This window comes from Pseudomonas sp. HP_08 (assembly GCF_055284095.1).
Window position 1 is genome coordinate 174,677 of the sequence record NZ_JBTOQC010000002.1, and the last position, 16,540, is coordinate 191,216.

The 16,540-nt window shown below is 62.0% G+C and carries 14 protein-coding genes; 7 read left to right on the forward strand and 7 right to left on the reverse strand.

The window, feature by feature from the left end:
• Positions 1 to 31: 31 nt before the first annotated feature.
• From ACYAS9_RS03810 to ACYAS9_RS03820, 3 genes are read left to right on the forward strand one after another with little or no spacing between them, the layout of a single operon-like run.
• Positions 32 to 1,132, forward strand: a complete 1,101-nt coding sequence (locus ACYAS9_RS03810; RefSeq protein WP_463566981.1) for an efflux RND transporter periplasmic adaptor subunit — start codon at positions 32 to 34, stop codon at positions 1,130 to 1,132.
• Positions 1,129 to 4,188, forward strand: a complete 3,060-nt coding sequence (locus tag ACYAS9_RS03815; protein WP_463566982.1) for an efflux RND transporter permease subunit — start codon at positions 1,129 to 1,131, stop codon at positions 4,186 to 4,188. The genes ACYAS9_RS03810 and ACYAS9_RS03815 overlap by 4 nt, the downstream gene beginning before the upstream one ends.
• A gap of 37 nt (positions 4,189 to 4,225) precedes the next feature.
• Positions 4,226 to 4,510 (forward strand): hypothetical protein, encoded by a 285-nt coding sequence (locus ACYAS9_RS03820; RefSeq protein WP_463566983.1) that lies wholly within the window; start codon positions 4,226 to 4,228, stop codon positions 4,508 to 4,510.
• Here the strand turns inward: ACYAS9_RS03820 and ACYAS9_RS03825 are convergent.
• Complete coding sequence (locus tag ACYAS9_RS03825; protein WP_463566984.1) at positions 4,466 to 5,020, reverse strand: hypothetical protein; 555 nt, start codon at positions 5,018 to 5,020, stop codon at positions 4,466 to 4,468. The genes ACYAS9_RS03820 and ACYAS9_RS03825 overlap by 45 nt on opposite strands.
• Before the next feature lie 78 nt (positions 5,021 to 5,098).
• On the opposite strand from ACYAS9_RS03825, the gene ACYAS9_RS03830 reads away from it, so the two are divergent.
• The 3 genes from ACYAS9_RS03830 to ACYAS9_RS03840 are packed head-to-tail and all read left to right on the forward strand — an operon-like array spanning position 5,099 to position 7,317.
• Positions 5,099 to 5,986 (forward strand): serine hydrolase domain-containing protein, encoded by an 888-nt coding sequence (locus tag ACYAS9_RS03830; RefSeq protein ID WP_463566985.1) that lies wholly within the window; start codon positions 5,099 to 5,101, stop codon positions 5,984 to 5,986.
• Positions 5,987 to 6,015: 29 nt separating this feature from the next.
• Positions 6,016 to 6,798, forward strand: coding sequence for a hypothetical protein (locus tag ACYAS9_RS03835; protein WP_463566986.1), 783 nt, complete (start codon positions 6,016 to 6,018; stop codon positions 6,796 to 6,798).
• 33 nt (positions 6,799 to 6,831) lie between these two features.
• Positions 6,832 to 7,317 (forward strand): thiol-disulfide oxidoreductase DCC family protein, encoded by a 486-nt coding sequence (locus ACYAS9_RS03840; protein ID WP_463566987.1) that lies wholly within the window; start codon positions 6,832 to 6,834, stop codon positions 7,315 to 7,317.
• Here ACYAS9_RS03840 and ACYAS9_RS03845 read toward each other — a convergent pair.
• The 3 genes from ACYAS9_RS03845 to ACYAS9_RS03855 all read right to left on the reverse strand — a co-directional run bounded on the left by ACYAS9_RS03845 (position 7,277) and on the right by ACYAS9_RS03855 (position 11,031).
• A complete protein-coding gene (locus tag ACYAS9_RS03845; protein ID WP_463566988.1) occupies positions 7,277 to 8,008 on the reverse strand; it encodes a DUF4198 domain-containing protein in 732 nt (243 codons plus the stop codon). The genes ACYAS9_RS03840 and ACYAS9_RS03845 overlap by 41 nt on opposite strands.
• Before the next feature lie 156 nt (positions 8,009 to 8,164).
• Positions 8,165 to 8,896, reverse strand: a complete 732-nt coding sequence (locus tag ACYAS9_RS03850) for a DUF4198 domain-containing protein (RefSeq protein ID WP_463566989.1) — start codon at positions 8,894 to 8,896, stop codon at positions 8,165 to 8,167.
• Positions 8,897 to 8,919: 23 nt separating this feature from the next.
• Positions 8,920 to 11,031, reverse strand: coding sequence for a TonB-dependent siderophore receptor (locus ACYAS9_RS03855; RefSeq protein ID WP_463566990.1), 2,112 nt, complete (start codon positions 11,029 to 11,031; stop codon positions 8,920 to 8,922).
• 276 nt (positions 11,032 to 11,307) lie between these two features.
• Between ACYAS9_RS03855 and ACYAS9_RS03860 the strand changes: the two genes are divergently transcribed.
• On the forward strand, positions 11,308 to 12,372 hold the full coding sequence (locus ACYAS9_RS03860; protein WP_463566991.1) for a GlxA family transcriptional regulator: 1,065 nt from the start codon (positions 11,308 to 11,310) through the stop codon (positions 12,370 to 12,372).
• A 67-nt stretch (positions 12,373 to 12,439) separates the two neighbouring features.
• Here the strand turns inward: ACYAS9_RS03860 and fabB are convergent, their stop codons facing one another.
• The 3 genes from fabB to ACYAS9_RS03875 form a co-directional block, all read right to left on the reverse strand.
• Positions 12,440 to 13,660, reverse strand: coding sequence for a beta-ketoacyl-ACP synthase I (gene fabB / locus ACYAS9_RS03865; protein ID WP_459744747.1), 1,221 nt, complete (start codon positions 13,658 to 13,660; stop codon positions 12,440 to 12,442).
• A 10-nt stretch (positions 13,661 to 13,670) separates the two neighbouring features.
• Complete coding sequence (gene fabA / locus ACYAS9_RS03870) at positions 13,671 to 14,186, reverse strand: 3-hydroxyacyl-[acyl-carrier-protein] dehydratase FabA (RefSeq protein ID WP_463566992.1); 516 nt, start codon at positions 14,184 to 14,186, stop codon at positions 13,671 to 13,673.
• Between the two features lie 218 nt (positions 14,187 to 14,404).
• A complete protein-coding gene (locus ACYAS9_RS03875; RefSeq protein WP_463566993.1) occupies positions 14,405 to 16,321 on the reverse strand; it encodes a response regulator in 1,917 nt (638 codons plus the stop codon).
• Positions 16,322 to 16,540: the final 219 nt, after the last annotated feature.

Here is a 16,540-nt window from a genome sequence, read left to right on the forward strand (position 1 = left end):
AGCGCCATGATCATTCTGGGTGGAAACTCTCATGCCTCGGCGTCGCCTCATTTCATGTGCCTTGCTCTGCACGCTGCCGTTGTTGCTGGCCGCGTGCAGCGATAAAACCCCCACTGATCCACGCACCGAAGCGCCGCTGGTGCGGGTTGCCGTGGTGCAGGCGGCGACCTCGGTGCCGCGTGCGTTTACCGGGACCGTGGCGGCACGGGTACAAAGTGATCTGGGGTTTCGCGTCGCCGGCAAGGTGCTGGAGCGGCGGGTAGACACCGGGCAAACGGTCAAGCGCGGTCAGGTGCTGATGCGCATCGACCCGGCCGACCTGCAACTGGCCGCCCGGGCGCAACGTGAAGCGGTGACCGCCGCGCGGGCGCGAGCGGCGGTCACCGCTCAGGATGAAGCCCGCTACCGCACCTTGCGCGCCAGCGGCGCGGTGTCGGCATCCACCTACGATCAGTCCAGGGCCGCAGCCGACTCTGCCAAAGCCGACCTCAATGCCGCGCAGGCCCAGGCGCAAGTGGCGTTCAACGCCACCGGCTACGCCGAGTTACTGGCCGATGCCGACGGCACGGTCATGGAAACCCTGGCTGAGCCTGGTCAGGTGCTCAGTGCAGGGCAGGTGGCGGTGCGCGTGGCACATGCCGGACCGCGCGAGGCGGTGGTCCAGTTGCCGGAAACCCTGCGCCCGCCGGTGGGCTCCAGCGCGCAGGCAACCTTGTTTGGCGCCTCAGGCATCCGCGTGGCGACCCGTCTGCGCCAGCTCTCCGATGTCGCCGACCGCCAGACCCGCACTTTCGAGGCGCGCTATGTGCTGGAGGGTGAGCTGGCCAGCGCGCCACTGGGCACCACCATTACGGTGCAGATTCCGGGCGCGGTTGCCGAGACGGGCTTGCAGGTGCCGATTGCCGCCCTGCATGACGCAGGTTCCGGCCCCGGCGTATGGGTGATCGAAGGCGAGTCTGCGAAGGTTCGCTGGCAGCCGGTGCAGGTCCGGCAACTGGACGATGAGTCGGCGCACATTGCCGGCGCGCTCAAGCCGGGCGAGCGCATCGTCGCGCTGGGCGCGCACCTGTTGCACGAGGGCGAGACTGTACGGCTGGCCGTGCAGGCCGGCGTGGCAGGTGCGCAGCCATGAGTGAGAGCCGTTTCAATCTGTCGGCGCTGGCCGTGCGCGAGCGCTCGATCACGCTGTTTTTTGTCTGTTTGATCTCGCTGGCCGGGCTGATTGCGTTCTTCAAGCTGGGCCGCGCCGAAGACCCTTCGTTTACGGTCAAGGTGATGACCATCGTCACCGCCTGGCCGGGGGCGACCGCGCAAGAGATGCAGGATCAGGTCGCCGAGAAGATCGAAAAGCGCCTGCAAGAGTTGCGTTGGTATGACCGCTCCGAGACCTACACGCGGCCCGGGCTGGCCTTCACCACCCTGACCCTGCTCGACAGCACGCCGCCGGCGCAGGTGCCGGAGGAGTTTTACCAGGCGCGCAAGAAGGTCGGCGACGAGGCGCAAACCCTGCCGGCGGGCGTGGTCGGGCCGATGGTCAACGACGAGTATGCGGATGTCACCTTTGCCTTGTTCGCCCTCAAGGCCAAGGGCGAGGCCCAGCGTCTGCTGGTGCGCGATGCCGAAAAGCTGCGCCAGCAACTGCTGCATGTTCCCGGAGTGAAGAAGGTCAATATCGTCGGCGAGCAGCCCGAGCGCATCTATGTCGAGTTCTCTCATGAGCGGCTGGCAACGCTGGGCATCGGTCCGCAAGCGGTGTTTGCCGCGCTCAATGACCAGAATGCCCTCACCGCGGCCGGATCGGTGGAAACCCGCGGGCCGCAGGTGTTCATTCGCCTGGACGGTGCCTTCGAGCAGTTACAGAAAATCCGCGACACGCCCATCGTGGTGCAGGGCCGTACCCTGAAACTGTCGGATGTCGCCACTGTCACGCGCGGCTATGAAGACCCGGCGACCTTCATGATTCGCAACGGCGGTGAACCGGCCTTGCTGCTGGGCATCGTCATGCGTGATGGCTGGAACGGGCTGGACCTGGGCCGTGCCCTGGACAGCGAGGTCGGGGCCATCAACGCCGGCTTGCCGCTGGGCATGAGCCTGAGCAAGGTGACCGACCAGTCGGTCAATATCAGCTCGGCGGTCGATGAGTTCATGGTCAAGTTCTTCGTCGCGCTGCTGGTCGTCATGCTGGTCAGTTTCGCCAGCATGGGCTGGCGGGTGGGCATCGTGGTGGCGGCAGCGGTGCCGTTGACCCTGGCGATCGTGTTTGTGGTGATGGCCGCGACCGGCAAGAACTTTGACCGCATCACGCTGGGCTCGCTGATTCTGGCGCTGGGCCTGCTGGTCGACGATGCAATCATCGCCATCGAGATGATGGTGGTGAAGATGGAGGAGGGCTACAGCCGCATCGCAGCCTCGGCGTATGCCTGGAGCCATACCGCCGCACCGATGCTGTCGGGCACGCTGGTCACTGCCGTGGGCTTCATGCCCAATGGCTTTGCGCGGTCTTCGGCGGGTGAATACACCAGCAACATGTTCTGGATCGTCGGCATTGCGCTGATCGCCTCGTGGCTGGTCGCGGTGCTGTTTACACCGTACTTCGGCGTCAAGCTGCTGCCCGAGGTCAAGCAGGTCGAGGGCGGCCATGAGGCGCTTTACAACACGCCGCGCTATAACCGCTTTCGGCGCCTGCTGGCGCGGGTCATTGCCTTCAAATGGCTGGTCGCGGGCGCCGTGGTCGGCCTGTTTGTCGCGGCCGTGCTCGGCATGGGCGTGGTCAAGAAACAGTTTTTCCCGGTTTCAGACCGCCCCGAAGTGCTGGTCGAAGTGCAGATGCCCTACGGCACCTCGATCACCCGGACCAGCGCCGCTTCCGCCGAGATAGAGGCCTGGCTGGCCCGGCAGCCTGAGGCGCATATCGTCACGGCCTACATTGGCCAGGGCGCGCCACGGTTTTACATGGCGATGGGGCCGGAGTTGCCCGATCCTTCGTTCGCCAAGATCGTGGTACGCACCGACAGCGAGGAACAACGCGAAGATTTGAAGCACCGGCTGCGCGATGCGATTGCCCAAGGCCTGGCCAGCGAGGCGCGGGTACGGGTGACTCAATTGGTGTTCGGGCCTTACTCGGCCTTTCCGGTGGCTTATCGGGTCACCGGCCCCGACCCGGACACATTGCGTGAAATTGCCGCGAAGGTGCAGCAGGTCATGCAGGCCAGCCCGATGATGCGCACCGTCAACAGCGACTGGGGCACGCGCGTACCGACGCTGCATTTCACCTTGCAGCAGGATCGCTTGCAGGCGGTGGGGCTCAGTTCCAGTGCAGTCGCGCAGCAATTGCAGTTTCTGTTGAGCGGGGTGCCGGTGACCGCCGTGCGCGAGGATATTCGGACCGTGCAGGTAGTGGCACGTTCGGCTGGCGACCTGCGTCTGGACCCTGCCAGGATCATGGATTTCACCCTGGCCGGTGCCAATGGCCAGCGTATCCCGCTGGCGCAGATCGGCGAGGTCGAGGTGCGCATGGAAGAACCGGTGATGCGCCGCCGCGACCGTGTGCCGACCCTTACCGTGCGCGGCGACATCGCCGATGGCTTGCAGCCGCCTGACGTGTCGACGGCCATCAGCCGCGAACTGCAACCGATCATCGAGCAACTGCCGAGCGGCTATCGCATTGTGCAGGCCGGCTCCATCGAAGAGTCCGGCAAGGCCATGGCGGCGATGTTGCCGCTGTTCCCGATCATGCTGGCGTTGACCCTGATCATCCTGATTTTGCAGGTGCGTTCGATCTCCGCGATGGTCATGGTGTTTCTCACCAGCCCACTGGGGCTGATCGGCGTGGTGCCGACCCTGATCCTGTTCCAGCAGCCCTTCGGCATCAACGCCCTGGTCGGGCTGATCGCGCTGTCGGGCATATTGATGCGCAACACGCTGATCCTGATCGGGCAGATCCATCACAACGAACAGGCCGGGCTGGATGCCTTCAGTGCCGTGGTCGAGGCCACCGTGCAGCGTGCGCGGCCGGTGATCCTGACGGCACTGGCCGCCATCCTGGCGTTCATCCCGCTGACACATTCGGTATTCTGGGGCACGCTGGCCTATACCCTGATCGGCGGCACGCTGGCGGGCACGGTGCTGACACTGGTGTTCTTGCCGGCGATGTACTCAATCTGGTTCAGGATCAGACGTAACATTTGACTCTGGAAGAGTGTTTGATTTATTGAGCGAGAGCGTTATGTCGGATCAAAACAGTCAGTTGCTTGCCCTCACGCTGGTCGAAATCAGAACATTGCTGGCCGGTTATCTGGGCAGTACCAACGAAGTGTCCATTGAGGTGCGCATTGCCGCGCATCTGGCGTATGCGCTGCACAATGAAGCTGAAAGTGTGTGCAAAGGGGCGTCTTACGATATCGATCAAGCCAGGAAGAAAATCGCTGCAATCGATACGATTTTCGGTGTGCCTGCCGGAACCTGCTTACTGAAGCAATTTGATGATCTGGCCGATCGGCGATCTGCATGAAGTCACCCACTGACTTTTCAGATCAATATCCGCAAGTGGCTGATTGATCAGTACGGCAGACTCGTCGCCTTGATTGAAAAAGATCAGGTAATCGCCCGTTTCAAAAGTAACTTTGAATCCTGTCAGGCAGCCCGCTGTGTCTAGTGCGGTATCGAAAAGACCCTCAACTTCGGTAATGAGCCGGCCTTCAAGGTGGGTGGCGGATAAGTCTTCGAGCAGATTCTCCATCTGCCATGAGCAGTTGACACCGGGCTCCAACTCGAAGGAGGCGGGCATTTCGAGGGGGAATAAATCAGCGCCGACACTCTCACCGTCGCTCAGCAGGTACATCGTGACCGTTGGCTGCTCACTGCAACGCCATTCCAGAGAGCCTGTATCCTCAAGGCTCTTTTCATTCATGAAATAGTACTGGTCATGCATTAACGCGCGCAGATGTTTACCTTTCAGCCTTCGCGCATGATCGAGATCATGGACCATCCTTGTAGCAGAGGCGGCGCAACGACCAGGCATTGAAGGTGTCTCCAGACGGGTTCAGGAATACTGCAGAATTTAATCACACTGGCTCGAATGTGGACCACAGGATCGACAATGCCGCATATCACGCTCTTGAACGGCAGCGTACTCACAGCCGATCAGCCCGATCTGATCGTGCCCTGGTGGAGCCTCACCAAGACCGTGCTGGCGGCCGCCGCCTTGACACTGGTGCGTGACGGCTTGATCGGGCTTGACGAGCCACTGGTCGAAGGCCCGTTCACGCTGCGTCAATTGCTCCAGCATCAGGCGGGGCTGGCGGACTACAGCGAGCTGGCCGATTATCATGCGGCGGTCAGCGAGGGCGCGCAGCCATGGCCTGCCGACGAAATGCTCCAGCGTCTGGACGCTTCACGGTTGCGCTATGCACCCGGAACCGGCTGGCGCTATTCCAATGTGGGGTATCTGTTCGTGGGCCGGGTGATCGAACGGCTCACCGGTTGTGCGCTCGAGCAGGCATTGGCGCAGCGGATTTTTCTGCCTTTGGGCGTGTCTCAGGTTCGTCTTGCACGCACACCAGCCGATTTGCAGGGTGTCAGTTTCGGCGCGGCCAGCACTTATCATCCCGGCTGGGTCTATCACGGTTTGCTGGTCGGACCGCTGGTTGAGGCAGCGCATGTGCTCGACCGGTTGCTGGCGGGCACACTGCTGCCGCCACACCTGTTGCAACAGATGCAGGCGGCCATCGTTCTGGGCGGGCCAATGCCGGGGCGGCCCTGGATGTCTCCCGGTTATGGCCTGGGTTTGATGATTGGCGCGGCGGACACCGGGCTGACGCTGAGTGGGCATACCGGTGTCGGGCCGGGCGGCATCATTGCCGTATTCAGCGCCTTGCACGGCGATGCGACGGCGACCTGCGCCGTGTTCAGCGAAACGGATGATGAAGGGCGTGTTGAAGCGCAGGTGTCGACGCGGCTTTTGGCGGCTGTCGGTCATAAAGATTGAAGTGGCAACAAGGGAGGAAGGGACAGTCGATGGACATTCAGTTTTGCGGCAACCTGTCGCCGGATAACCCGGCCGAGGGCATCTGTGATGCGTATCGCCTGAGCGATATCCTCCACATCGACGAGCTGATCGCGGCTCACCGAAAGCTGACTGACGAGCATCCAGGTTGCAGGCTGTTGCTCTCGCTCGATGATGTGCATCAGGCCCGTTATACCTCCGGGCATGCGCGCAACAATCTGGGGCTGGACGATGTGACGCCGCTCGATATCGCCGGATTACCGGCCGAGTGCTTCGAAAACGGTGAGTACATCGGCTACATGACCACCAAGGCGGAGTTCCCGATCTGCGTGCGCAACTTCAAGGCACTGGTGGCGAAGGTGTCATTTCAGGATGCCTGTGATTTTGGTCTGACCCTTGATGAGGCAGGGCTGCAAGCGTGGATTCGCTACCAGCAAGAGCCTGTCTCACTGCTTGAACAACCGCTTTCGGCCATCGTCGTGCCGGTCGAGCACGCCGCGTTGGCGCTGGCCGCTTTTCCAAATGGCTATTTCGAGCCCGACCTGGGGCCTGAACAGAATCATGCGGTGGCGCAGCATTTTGCGGACAGTCATGGTTATGAACTGATCGGCGTCGGCGCGTCTTATCTGGGTTTTCTGCGAGCAGAGCCTGCCGACGCATCGGTCGCCCAGGCGCTGGCAGATGATCTGTGCGCCTTGTACAACACCCCCGATGAGCAACGCCCCTTGCGCGCTACAACCTTCGCCAAAGCCATCGAGGGGCGGCGTTATCTGTGGCTGCGCTACGTGGAATAACCTTTTGGCCATTGCCTTATCAGGAGCCGACTTATGCCGACCTCACTCGTACGCCCAGGCCCCGCGCCGCTGCTGGCGCCGGGCGAAACCGTGGTGCTGTTCGATGGCGTGTGCAAGTTGTGCAACGGCTGGGCACGCTTTCTGATTCGCTTCGATCACCCTCGGCGCGTGCGGCTGGCCACGGTGCAGTCGCCCGAAGGCCAGGCGCTGCTGGCCTGGGCCGGTTTGCCGCTGGATCAATTCGATACGATGGCGGTGATTCGCGACCGGCACTATTGGGTGCGTTCGAATGCGTTCTTCGAAGTGGTCCGCCAGTTACCCGCTGCGTGGCCTTTGCTGGGCCTGCTGCGGGTATTTCCACGGGTGGTGCGCGACTGGTGCTATGACCGGGTGGCGTTCAATCGTTACCGGATTTTCGGCCGGTACGATCAGTGTCTGCTGCCCACGCCGGACCATGAAAAACGCTTTCTGAAAGCCATCAATCGTGATGCTCAGCGCCCACAAACGTCAGTGACGTGAACAGACCGCGCTTGGTGTAATCGGCGTTGTCCTTGACCGGAATGCTGGTCTGGGCCGCGATGACGTTGAGGCCTTCGTTGCGCACCACCACGGTGGCGCGACCGTTGGCGTCGGTTTCGGCGCTGACTTCATCCGGTGCACTGCGGTAGTCGCCGAGCAACTTGATGCCGGCGGCCGGTTTGCCGTCGAGCAATACCTGCACAGGCAACGGCTTGCCGACGCCGACTTCCAGCGGATCGGCCTGCGGCACGATGACCAGTTTCAGGCTGTCCAGCGCCGGCAGCTTCACGCCGTGCTCGTAGATGGCCAGGCTGTATTTGCGCGTCTGGATCGACTCGCCGCCGCCGGTGACCTTGCTGCGCGCTTCGTTGATCCACTTGTTTTCCGGGTTGCGGGTCCAGATGCCCAGGTCCAGTTCAGCGGCCACGGCGGCGGCGGGGCTGGCGGGTTTGAGGCGGGCGTGGTCGGCCAGGCGTTCGATGCTGACCTGCACCGGCTTGCCGGCCTGATCCCAGGCCCAGCCGCCGGTGACTTGTTCCGGCTTGTAGGCGGTGTCTTCGGCGCCTTCGCCGAACACCACTTCAATGTTGCCACGACGCTGTTCGGTCCACAGACCGTGGGCGTTGGCTTGATTGGCGAACAGGGCAGTAGCCAGCAGGCTCAAGGCCAGAAAGGAAGGGTTGATGCGCATGGGTGATCCTTGTTGTCGATCAGGAGAAGGGTGTTACTGATAATGTGTCGCATTTATCCTGATGAACGGTGGCTGGCACAACACTATCTTGCTGTGGGTTTGTAACAGTTTGAGTCGAAAGCGGGCGAGGCATTGCACCCCGCCGCGCCCTGGGGATCACTCGTGGTGTTCGGCACCGATAAATGTCAGGGAGGTAAACAGCCCGCGTGCTTCGATGTCGGCGTTGTCCTTGACCGGCACAGTGGTCTGGGCGGCGATGATGTTCAGGCCACTATTGCTGACCACGACCGTAGCGCGACCCTCGGCATCGGTTTCGGCGCTGACTTGATCGGGCTCGCTGCGGTAGTCGCCGAACAGCTTGATGCCGGCCGCCGGTTTGCCGTCGATCAGCACCTGCACGGGCAGCGGTTTACCTGGCCCGACTTCAAGTGGATCGACTTGCGGCACGATGACCATTTTCAGTTTATCCAGCACCGGCAATTTCGCGCCGTGCTGGTAGATGGCCAGGCTGTATTTGAACGTATGGATCGACTCGGTGCCGCCGGGCACTTTGCTGCGGCCCTCGTTGATCCATTTCTTGTCTTTGTTCAGCGTCCACATGCCGTTATCCAGCGCCACCGACATCACAGCCACCGGCTTGATGGGCTTGAGCCGCGCATGGTCGCTCAGGCGTTCGACGGTCACGGGGATTTGCTTGCCGGCCAGGTCATACGCCCAGGCGCCGCTGACTTTCTGGGCCTTGAAGGCGTCGTCTTCGGCACCGTGTCCGTAAACCACTTCGATATGGCCGCGCCGTTGCTCGGTCCACAGGCCGTGGGCGCTGGCGATGCCGGTGAACAGCGTCGCGCCGACGACGCTCAGGGCCAGCAGGGTAGGGGTCATGCGCATGGTGAGTCCTTTATTGTTGTTGATCAGAGGTTGAGGGTCAGGCTGACGGTGAAATTGCGCGGCTCGCCCGGGGCCACCCAGTAGTTGCTGTAAGAGCGCTCGTAGTATTTCTCGTCAAGGATATTGTTCAGGTTCAGGCCCACGGTGACGTTGTCGGTGGCCTTGTAATGGGCCAGCAAGTCGACGGTGTGATAGGCCGGCAGCTCAAAGCCGGTGCCCGACTCGCCGGAGCGGTCACCGACATAGGTGAAGGCTGCACCGACATCCGAGCCGCGCAGCAATCCTTCCTGAAACTCGTACACCCCCAGCACGCTGCCGCTGCGCTTGGCAACGCCCAGAATGCGGCTGCCGGTGGGGATGGCGCGATCGCCCTTGGTGACTTCTGCGTCGATGTAGGCAAACGCGCCAATAACCCGCACGGCGTCGCTGAGCTGGCCGGTTACCTGTAAGTCCAGGCCCTGGCTGCGCGCTTCGCCGATGGCACGGCTGGTGTCTGTGCCTGGGTCCAGCGCCAAGACGTTTTCCTTCTCGATATGGAAGGCCGCCAGGGTGGCGCTCAGACGCTCGTCGAGCAGCTCGGCCTTGATCCCGGCTTCATAGCCGATGCCTTCTTCGGGGTCGAAGCTTTTGCCGGTCGCATCCAGGCCGTTGTTGGGCTTGAACGAGGTCGAGGCGTTGGCAAACAGGCCCACCTGATCGGTGAGCTGATAAAGCAGGCCGGCGCGCTGGGTGAAGGCATCATGGCGCTGGGTCTGGCGGCTGTTGCCGGCGTAGTTATCGATCTGCTGGTCGAAGTGCTCGTAGCGGGCGCCGATCATGCCGCGCAGTTTATCGGTGAAAACAATCTGGTCCTGCAGATTCAGCGCCCGGCTTTCGACATGCTCGAAGAAGTCGGTGCCGGAGCGTGCGCCATTGGGTCTGGCCTGACCGTACACCGGGTTGTAGATGTCGATGGCGTACGGGCTGCCGGCAATCGTGGTGACCCGTTCGTTCTTGCGGTAGTTCTCGTACTCGGTGCCGATCAACACTTCATGCTGCACGCCTGCGGTGTCGAAGAACCCGCGCAGTTCCAGCTGGGTAATGCTGTCGTGCCAGTTCATGTCGCGCTCGCGGTAGCGGCGGTTGACGGTATGGCCGTCGGCATTCAGCGCACGGGACTCGCTGGCAAAGCCTGACAGCTCGCCTTGCTTGTAATGACTGGCCAGGCGCAGCGACCAGGTGTCATTGAACCGGTGGTCCAGCGCGGCCTGGATCAGGTTGTTGTCGTTATCGATCTTGTCGTTCGGCTCGCCGAGAAAGGTCGAGCGCGATACGCCGCTCCAGCGGTTATTGGGCGCGACGATGCCGCGGTCGAAGATCGAGTCGTGACGCACGAACTCGGTCTGCACCAGCAAAGCGGTGTCAGGCGCCAGTTCCCAGCGCAGCGAGGGCGCGACGAAGACCCGATGGCTTTCGACGTGATCGCGAAAGCTGTGGTTGTCTTCCACGGCCAGATTGACCCGCGACAACAGCTTGCCTTCGGCGTCCAGCGGGGTGTTGACGTCCAGTGCGGTGCGATAGCGGTCCCAACTGCCGGCACTGGTCTGCAAGGTGGTAAAGGCTTCTGGCTGTGGCTGTTTGGTGACGATATTCACCGTACCGCCGGGATCGCCACGGCCGTACAGACTGGCGGCCGGGCCCTTGAGCACTTCGATGCGCTCGACATTGGCGGCATCTGGCGTGGCGGGGTAGCCACGGTTGGCGCTGAAGCCGTCTTTATAGAACTCCGAGGTGGTGAAGCCGCGAATGCTGTATTCGTACAGGGTCAGGCCGCCAAAATTATTTTGTTTGGACACGCCACCGGCGTAATCCAGCGCCCGCTCGACCTGGGTGGTGCCCAGGTCCTTGAGCACCGAGGCCGGCACCACGCTGATCGATTGCGGGATGTCCTTGATGGCGCTGTCGGTCTTGGTCGCAGTGGCTGAGCGGGTGGCGCGATAGCCTCGCACCGGGCTGCTGGCGGTTTCGTAGTCGTGATCGGCGGTGATGGTCACGGTGTCCAGTTCGATGGGGTTGCTGGCGTCGGCGGCGTAGACGGGCGCGCCAACGACGCTCAGGGCGAAACCGGCCAGGGATGCGATTGTGCGGGACGACATGGGAGGGGTTCCTGATAGTTGTTGTTACAATATAACATCACTGTCAGGAATTGTTGCTATGGGTATGCCGTGGCTTTCGCGCAATCAAGGGGTCAGGCCGCCTTGTGCACCGGCATCGTCTTGCGCGCGACCTTTTCTGGCGTGCCAGCGCCACTCAGGCCGGGTGAGCAGATGCCGGGGCAGACGGCGCGGTATCATGCTGGCCGTCGCTACCTGAGTGGCAGGCACGAACGCCGTTCTTTACCGGTCCGGCTTTGCAATGAAAAACAACAAGCAATGCAGAGGCCTTGTGTGGTCGAGAGAAGACAGTTCAGCGGTGGGATGCAAGGGCAGAACCTGCGCTACGTGGGCGAGAAGGGTGGCGCGCCCCGTCAGGCGCGAGTCGGTTTTGTGCTGCTGGAGCATTTTTCATTACCGGCCTTCACCCAGGCGCTCGACACCCTGATCACCGCCAACCTGATCCGCGCCGGCGTGTTTGCGACGCACACGTTCAGCCTGGATGGCGAGTCGGTCATCAGTGACCTGGGCCTGGTGATCTGCCCCGATTCGGCGCTGCAATCACGCGATCTTCAAGACCTTGACCTGCTGGTGGTCTGCGCCGGTTTGCGCACGCCCTTGCGCGCCTCACCGCTACTCACCCAATGGCTACAGGCGGCCGCCGAAAAGGGCATTGCCCTGGCCGGGTTGTGGAGCGGTGCGTGGTTTCTCGGCCAGGCCGGGCTGCTCGATGGCTACAAATGTGCCGTTCACCCCGAACACCGCGCCGCCCTGGCCGAGACCGCACGCGAGAGCCAGGTGACCAGCGAAAGCTATATGGTCGACCGCGACCGGCTGACCGCCGCCAGTCCCACGGGCGCGTTCACCATGGTGCTGGAGTGGATCAATGCCCTGCACGGGCGCAGCCTGGTAGATGCCGTGGTCGATATCCTCGCCTTCGAAGAATCGCGCTATCGCCGCGCACGCCCGTCGCTGCACGAGAAAATGAGCGAGCCGCTGCGCGAAGCCATCAACCTGATGAGCGCCAATATCGAAGAACCGTTGAACCAGGACCAATTGTCAGCCTATGTCGGCCGCTCCAAGCGGCAGATCGAGCGCCTGTTCAAGGATCAGCTCGGGACCACGCCGGTGCGCTACTACCTGGAACTGCGCATCACCGAAAGCCGGCGCCTGTTGCAGCATTCGGACCTGCCGATCGTCGAGGTCGGGGTGGCTTGCGGGTTTGTCTCACCCAGCCACTTCAGCAAGTGCTACACCTCGTTCTACGGCTATCCGCCTTCACGGGAGGTACGCTTCGGCTGCGTCAGCGGCCTGCGCTCGGGGCGCTTGCGGGTACCGTCGTAAAAACGTCGAAAACAAAAAGGCCAGTCTCAGACTGGCCTTTTTGTTGTTCAGCAATCAACAGGATGAATTACTTGCCCTGCCAGCGCTTGAGTACCAGTGTCGCGTTGGTGCCGCCGAAGCCGAAGCTGTTGCTCATGACGGTGTCGATCTTGGCGTTCTCACGGGTTTCGCGCAGGATCGGCAGGTCGGCCACGGCCGGGTCCAGTTCGTCGATGTTGGCGGAACCTGCGATGAAGTTGCCTTCCATCATCAGGATGCAATAGATCGCTTCGTGAACGCCGGCAGCGCCCAGCGAGTGACCCGACAGGCTCTTGGTCGAGCTGATGGCCGGAGCCTTGTCGCCGAAGACTTCACGCACACCCTTGATTTCCGCGACATCGCCGACCGGGGTCGAGGTGCCGTGGGTGTTCAGGTAGTCGATCGGGGTGTCGACGGTGGACAGCGCCTGCTGCATGCAGCGAATGGCACCTTCGCCGCTTGGCGCGACCATGTCGTAGCCGTCGGAAGTCGCACCGTAGCCCACGATTTCGGCGTAGATCTTGGCGCCACGGGCCAGAGCGTGTTCCAGCTCCTCGACCACTACCATGCCGCCACCGCCGGCGATGACGAAGCCATCACGGTCGTTGTCGTAGGCGCGGGAAGCTTTTTCCGGGGTCTCGTTGCGCTTGCTGGACAAGGCGCCCATGGCGTCGAACAGGAACGACTGGCTCCAGTGCTCCTCTTCACCGCCGCCGGCGAATACGATGTCCTGCTTGCCCATCTGGATCTGCTCCAGCGCGGTGCCGATGCAATGCGCGCTGGTGGCGCAGGCAGACGCGATGGAGTAGTTCAGGCCCTTGATCTTGAACGGAGTGGCCAGACACGCCGACACCGTGCTGCTCATGGTGCGGGTGACACGGTACGGGCCAACACGCTTGACGCCTTTTTCGCGCAGGATGTCCAGCGCTTCCATCTGGTTCAGGGTCGAGGCGCCGCCGGAGCCTGCGATCAGGCCGGTACGCGGGTTGGACACCTGCTCTTCGGTCAGGCCCGAGTCCTTGATGGCATCGGCCATTGCCAGGTAGGCATAGGCTGCGGCGTGGCCGACGAAACGAAACACCTTGCGGTCGATCAGTTCTTCGAGGTTGAGGTCGATGGAGCCGGAAACCTGGCTACGCAGACCCATTTCGGCATATTCCGGGTTGAATCGGATGCCAGGGCGGCTAGCACGCAGGTTGGCGGAGACGGTCTCTTTGTCATTGCCCAAGCACGATACGATGCCCAGACCCGTGATAACGACGCGGCGCATGCGGGTACCCTTAGAAGTTGTCAGTAGAAGTGAACAGGCCGACGCGAAGGCCTTCGGCGCTGTAGATTTCGCGACCATCGACGCTGACGGTGCCGTCGGCGATTGCCAGAACCAGCTTGCCGCGCATGGTGCGTTTGATATGGATGTTGTAGGTGACCTTTTTCGCGGTTGGCAGCACCTGGCCGAAGAACTTCACTTCGCCCGAACCCAGTGCGCGGCCGCGGCCGGGGTTACCCTGCCAGCCCAGATAAAAGCCAACCAGCTGCCACATGGCATCCAGACCCAGGCAGCCCGGCATTACCGGATCGCCTTCGAAGTGACAGGCGAAAAACCACAGGTCAGGGTTGATATCCAGCTCGGCGACCAATTCACCCTTGCCGTACTTGCCGCCCTCTTCACTGATGTGAGTAATGCGATCGACCATCAGCATGTTAGGGGCGGGCAGTTGCGCATTTCCTGGGCCGAACAGCTCGCCTCGACTGCAGCGCAGCAGGTCTTCCCGGGTAAAGGCGTGTTGTTTGGTCATGCGAGCTCCTCAAAATATTCTCTTGCGGCGATGGACCTGAAGGTCCCTGCGCCAGTCCTGGCAGACTGATTCGCCAGGACAATGTCCGGCAGCCTAGTCGTAGACTGTTGCGTTGTCATGAAAGTCACAGTGCAGGCAAAACGAATGTACACCTGTTCACTGAAAAACGTCGCTCAGCCAGCTTTACCGGTCGGGCAGGCTGACAAGACTGCCGCAATTTAGCATTTATCGCCAGTCGCAGGTGCCTTAAAGGCCAGCCAGCGCTGCAAAACCTGCAGCAATTGTGCATGTTTGAACGGCTTGGCCAGGTAATCGTTCATCCCGGCTTGCAGGCACGCATCGCGGTCGCCCTGTAACGCATTGGCGGTCAGGGCGATGATCGGCAGCCGTTCCAGGCCCTCGAGCTGACGAATGCGACGAGTGGCTTCATAGCCGTCGATGACCGGCAGGCGGCAGTCCATCAGAATCAGTGCGTAGTGCCCGGTGCGGGCCTTGTCCACCGCCTGGACACCGTCCACCGCCACCTCGACCCTCAAGCCCATGCTGTGCAGCATGGCCTGGACCACGGTGCGGTTGACCGGATTGTCCTCGACCAGCAGTACACAACGCTGATTGCCTTCATGATCGATATCGCTCAGGGCCGGATCTTCGGGGGCCGGGGCCTCGACGGCGCGTTGCAGCGGCAGGTTGAGGGTAAATACCGAGCCTGCGCCTTCTTCACTGTGCGCATGCAGGGTGCCGCCCATGCGTTCGGCCAGGGTCCGGGCGATCGGCAAGCCCAGCCCGGTGCCCCCATAGCGGCGTGAAATGGAGCTGTCGGCCTGCTGGAAGGCATCGAACATCGATTCGAGCCGGTCGGCATGAATACCGATGCCGCTGTCGTGCACCGTGCAGATCAGGTGCAGGCAATCGTCCTCTAGGGCGACCCAGCCCGCTTCAATCCTGACCCCGCCGACTTCGGTGAACTTCAGCGCGTTACCGATCAGATTGACCAGAATCTGCCGGATGCGCGTCGGGTCGCCGATGACGTCCAGACTGTCCATGCCTTCCTGCAATTGCAGCGACAGGGTCAGGCCACGTAGCTGGGCAGTAGGGTTGAAGGCCTGCGTCGAGGCCTGCACCAGCTCGGCCAGATTGAAGGCGATGCTTTCGATCTGCAGGGCATCGCGCTCGATGCGCGAGAAATCGAGGATGTCGTTGATCACCTTGAGCAGGTGTTCGGTGGACTCGGTGGCCAGCGCTGCATACTCAGCCTGCTCGGCCGTCATGGGCGTGGTTTCCATCAGTTGCAGCATGCCCAGAACGCCGTTCATGGGCGTGCGCAACTCATGGCTCATCATCGTCAGGAAGTCTGACTTGGCCTTGTTGGCCTGTTCAGCCTGTTCGCGGGTGTGGATCAATTGCGCCATCGAATGCTGCTGCTCGAAGCTGGCTTGTTCGAGGTTGGCGGCCAGGTTGTTGATATGCCGGGCCAGGGCACCCAGGTCGGCATCATCGGTGACCGGCAGAGGCGTGCGGTAATCGCCCTTTTGAATGGCCTTGAGCGCTTCGCCCATTTCGCTGATCGGTCGCGACAGGCTTAAAGCCAGGCCGCGGGCCAGCAGAAAGGTGAACAGCAGCGCGCCAAACGCCAGTAATCCGGCCTTGAGCAGGATTTCCTGCTGGCGCTGGCTGAAGGTATCACTGGACATGCCGACCAGCACACGGCCCAGATAACCTTCGCTGCTGGCGGCGAACAGCGGGCTGGCCTGAGGGCTGGCGGCCGGATGGGAAGCGTTGATCGGCGCCTGGAAAATTTCCAGCTGGTGCTTGGGCTGGGTCTTCTCCGGGGTTTGCTCGACATACGTCAGCAGGCTGTTGCTGCTGTCCTGAATCTCGACATATTGCACGCTGGGCATCGACAGCGTGGCGCGCATCAGCGCCTTGAGCGATTCTTCATCGCCGTTGAGCACACCCCGTTCGGCAGCGGGCGCCAGCTGGTTGGCAATCAGTTGCCCGGTGTGATTGAGCTCATCGCGCAGGTCCTGCAGGCGCACGAAGGTAAAGAAGGCGGTCAGCAAAACGGTCAGCAGCAGGGCCGGGCCCAGGCTGATGATCTGGGTGCGGATGTGGATGTCCCAAGGCCGCAATGTCATGGCCGGCACCTCTGAGGCAACGGGTCAGGGCCCCGAAAGTCGATTGAAACGTCCATGTGTCTGTGCTCGCGGCAGTCTCCCTTGCATACACTCTGCAACGGCCGATTGTCGCATCGGCCATGCCGTGGGGGCGCATGTTAACCAAGATTCAGTGGTTTTTCATTGAAGTTGTGCATCGCCACGTTTGACGCTGGCCGATGCGCCCACGCTCCGTATAAT

Coding starts and splice junctions, on each gene's coding strand:
- ACYAS9_RS03810 (WP_463566981.1), top strand. CDS start 32: ATGCCTCGGCGTCGCCTCATTTCATGTGCCTTGCTCTGCACGCTGCCG.
- ACYAS9_RS03815 (WP_463566982.1), top strand. CDS start 1,129: ATGAGTGAGAGCCGTTTCAATCTGTCGGCGCTGGCCGTGCGCGAGCGC.
- ACYAS9_RS03820 (WP_463566983.1), top strand. CDS start 4,226: ATGTCGGATCAAAACAGTCAGTTGCTTGCCCTCACGCTGGTCGAAATC.
- ACYAS9_RS03825 (WP_463566984.1), bottom strand. CDS start 5,020: ATGCCTGGTCGTTGCGCCGCCTCTGCTACAAGGATGGTCCATGATCTC.
- ACYAS9_RS03830 (WP_463566985.1), top strand. CDS start 5,099: ATGCCGCATATCACGCTCTTGAACGGCAGCGTACTCACAGCCGATCAG.
- ACYAS9_RS03835 (WP_463566986.1), top strand. CDS start 6,016: ATGGACATTCAGTTTTGCGGCAACCTGTCGCCGGATAACCCGGCCGAG.
- ACYAS9_RS03840 (WP_463566987.1), top strand. CDS start 6,832: ATGCCGACCTCACTCGTACGCCCAGGCCCCGCGCCGCTGCTGGCGCCG.
- ACYAS9_RS03845 (WP_463566988.1), bottom strand. CDS start 8,008: ATGCGCATCAACCCTTCCTTTCTGGCCTTGAGCCTGCTGGCTACTGCC.
- ACYAS9_RS03850 (WP_463566989.1), bottom strand. CDS start 8,896: ATGCGCATGACCCCTACCCTGCTGGCCCTGAGCGTCGTCGGCGCGACG.
- ACYAS9_RS03855 (WP_463566990.1), bottom strand. CDS start 11,031: ATGTCGTCCCGCACAATCGCATCCCTGGCCGGTTTCGCCCTGAGCGTC.
- ACYAS9_RS03860 (WP_463566991.1), top strand. CDS start 11,308: ATGCAGAGGCCTTGTGTGGTCGAGAGAAGACAGTTCAGCGGTGGGATG.
- fabB (WP_459744747.1), bottom strand. CDS start 13,660: ATGCGCCGCGTCGTTATCACGGGTCTGGGCATCGTATCGTGCTTGGGC.
- fabA (WP_463566992.1), bottom strand. CDS start 14,186: ATGACCAAACAACACGCCTTTACCCGGGAAGACCTGCTGCGCTGCAGT.
- ACYAS9_RS03875 (WP_463566993.1), bottom strand. CDS start 16,321: ATGACATTGCGGCCTTGGGACATCCACATCCGCACCCAGATCATCAGC.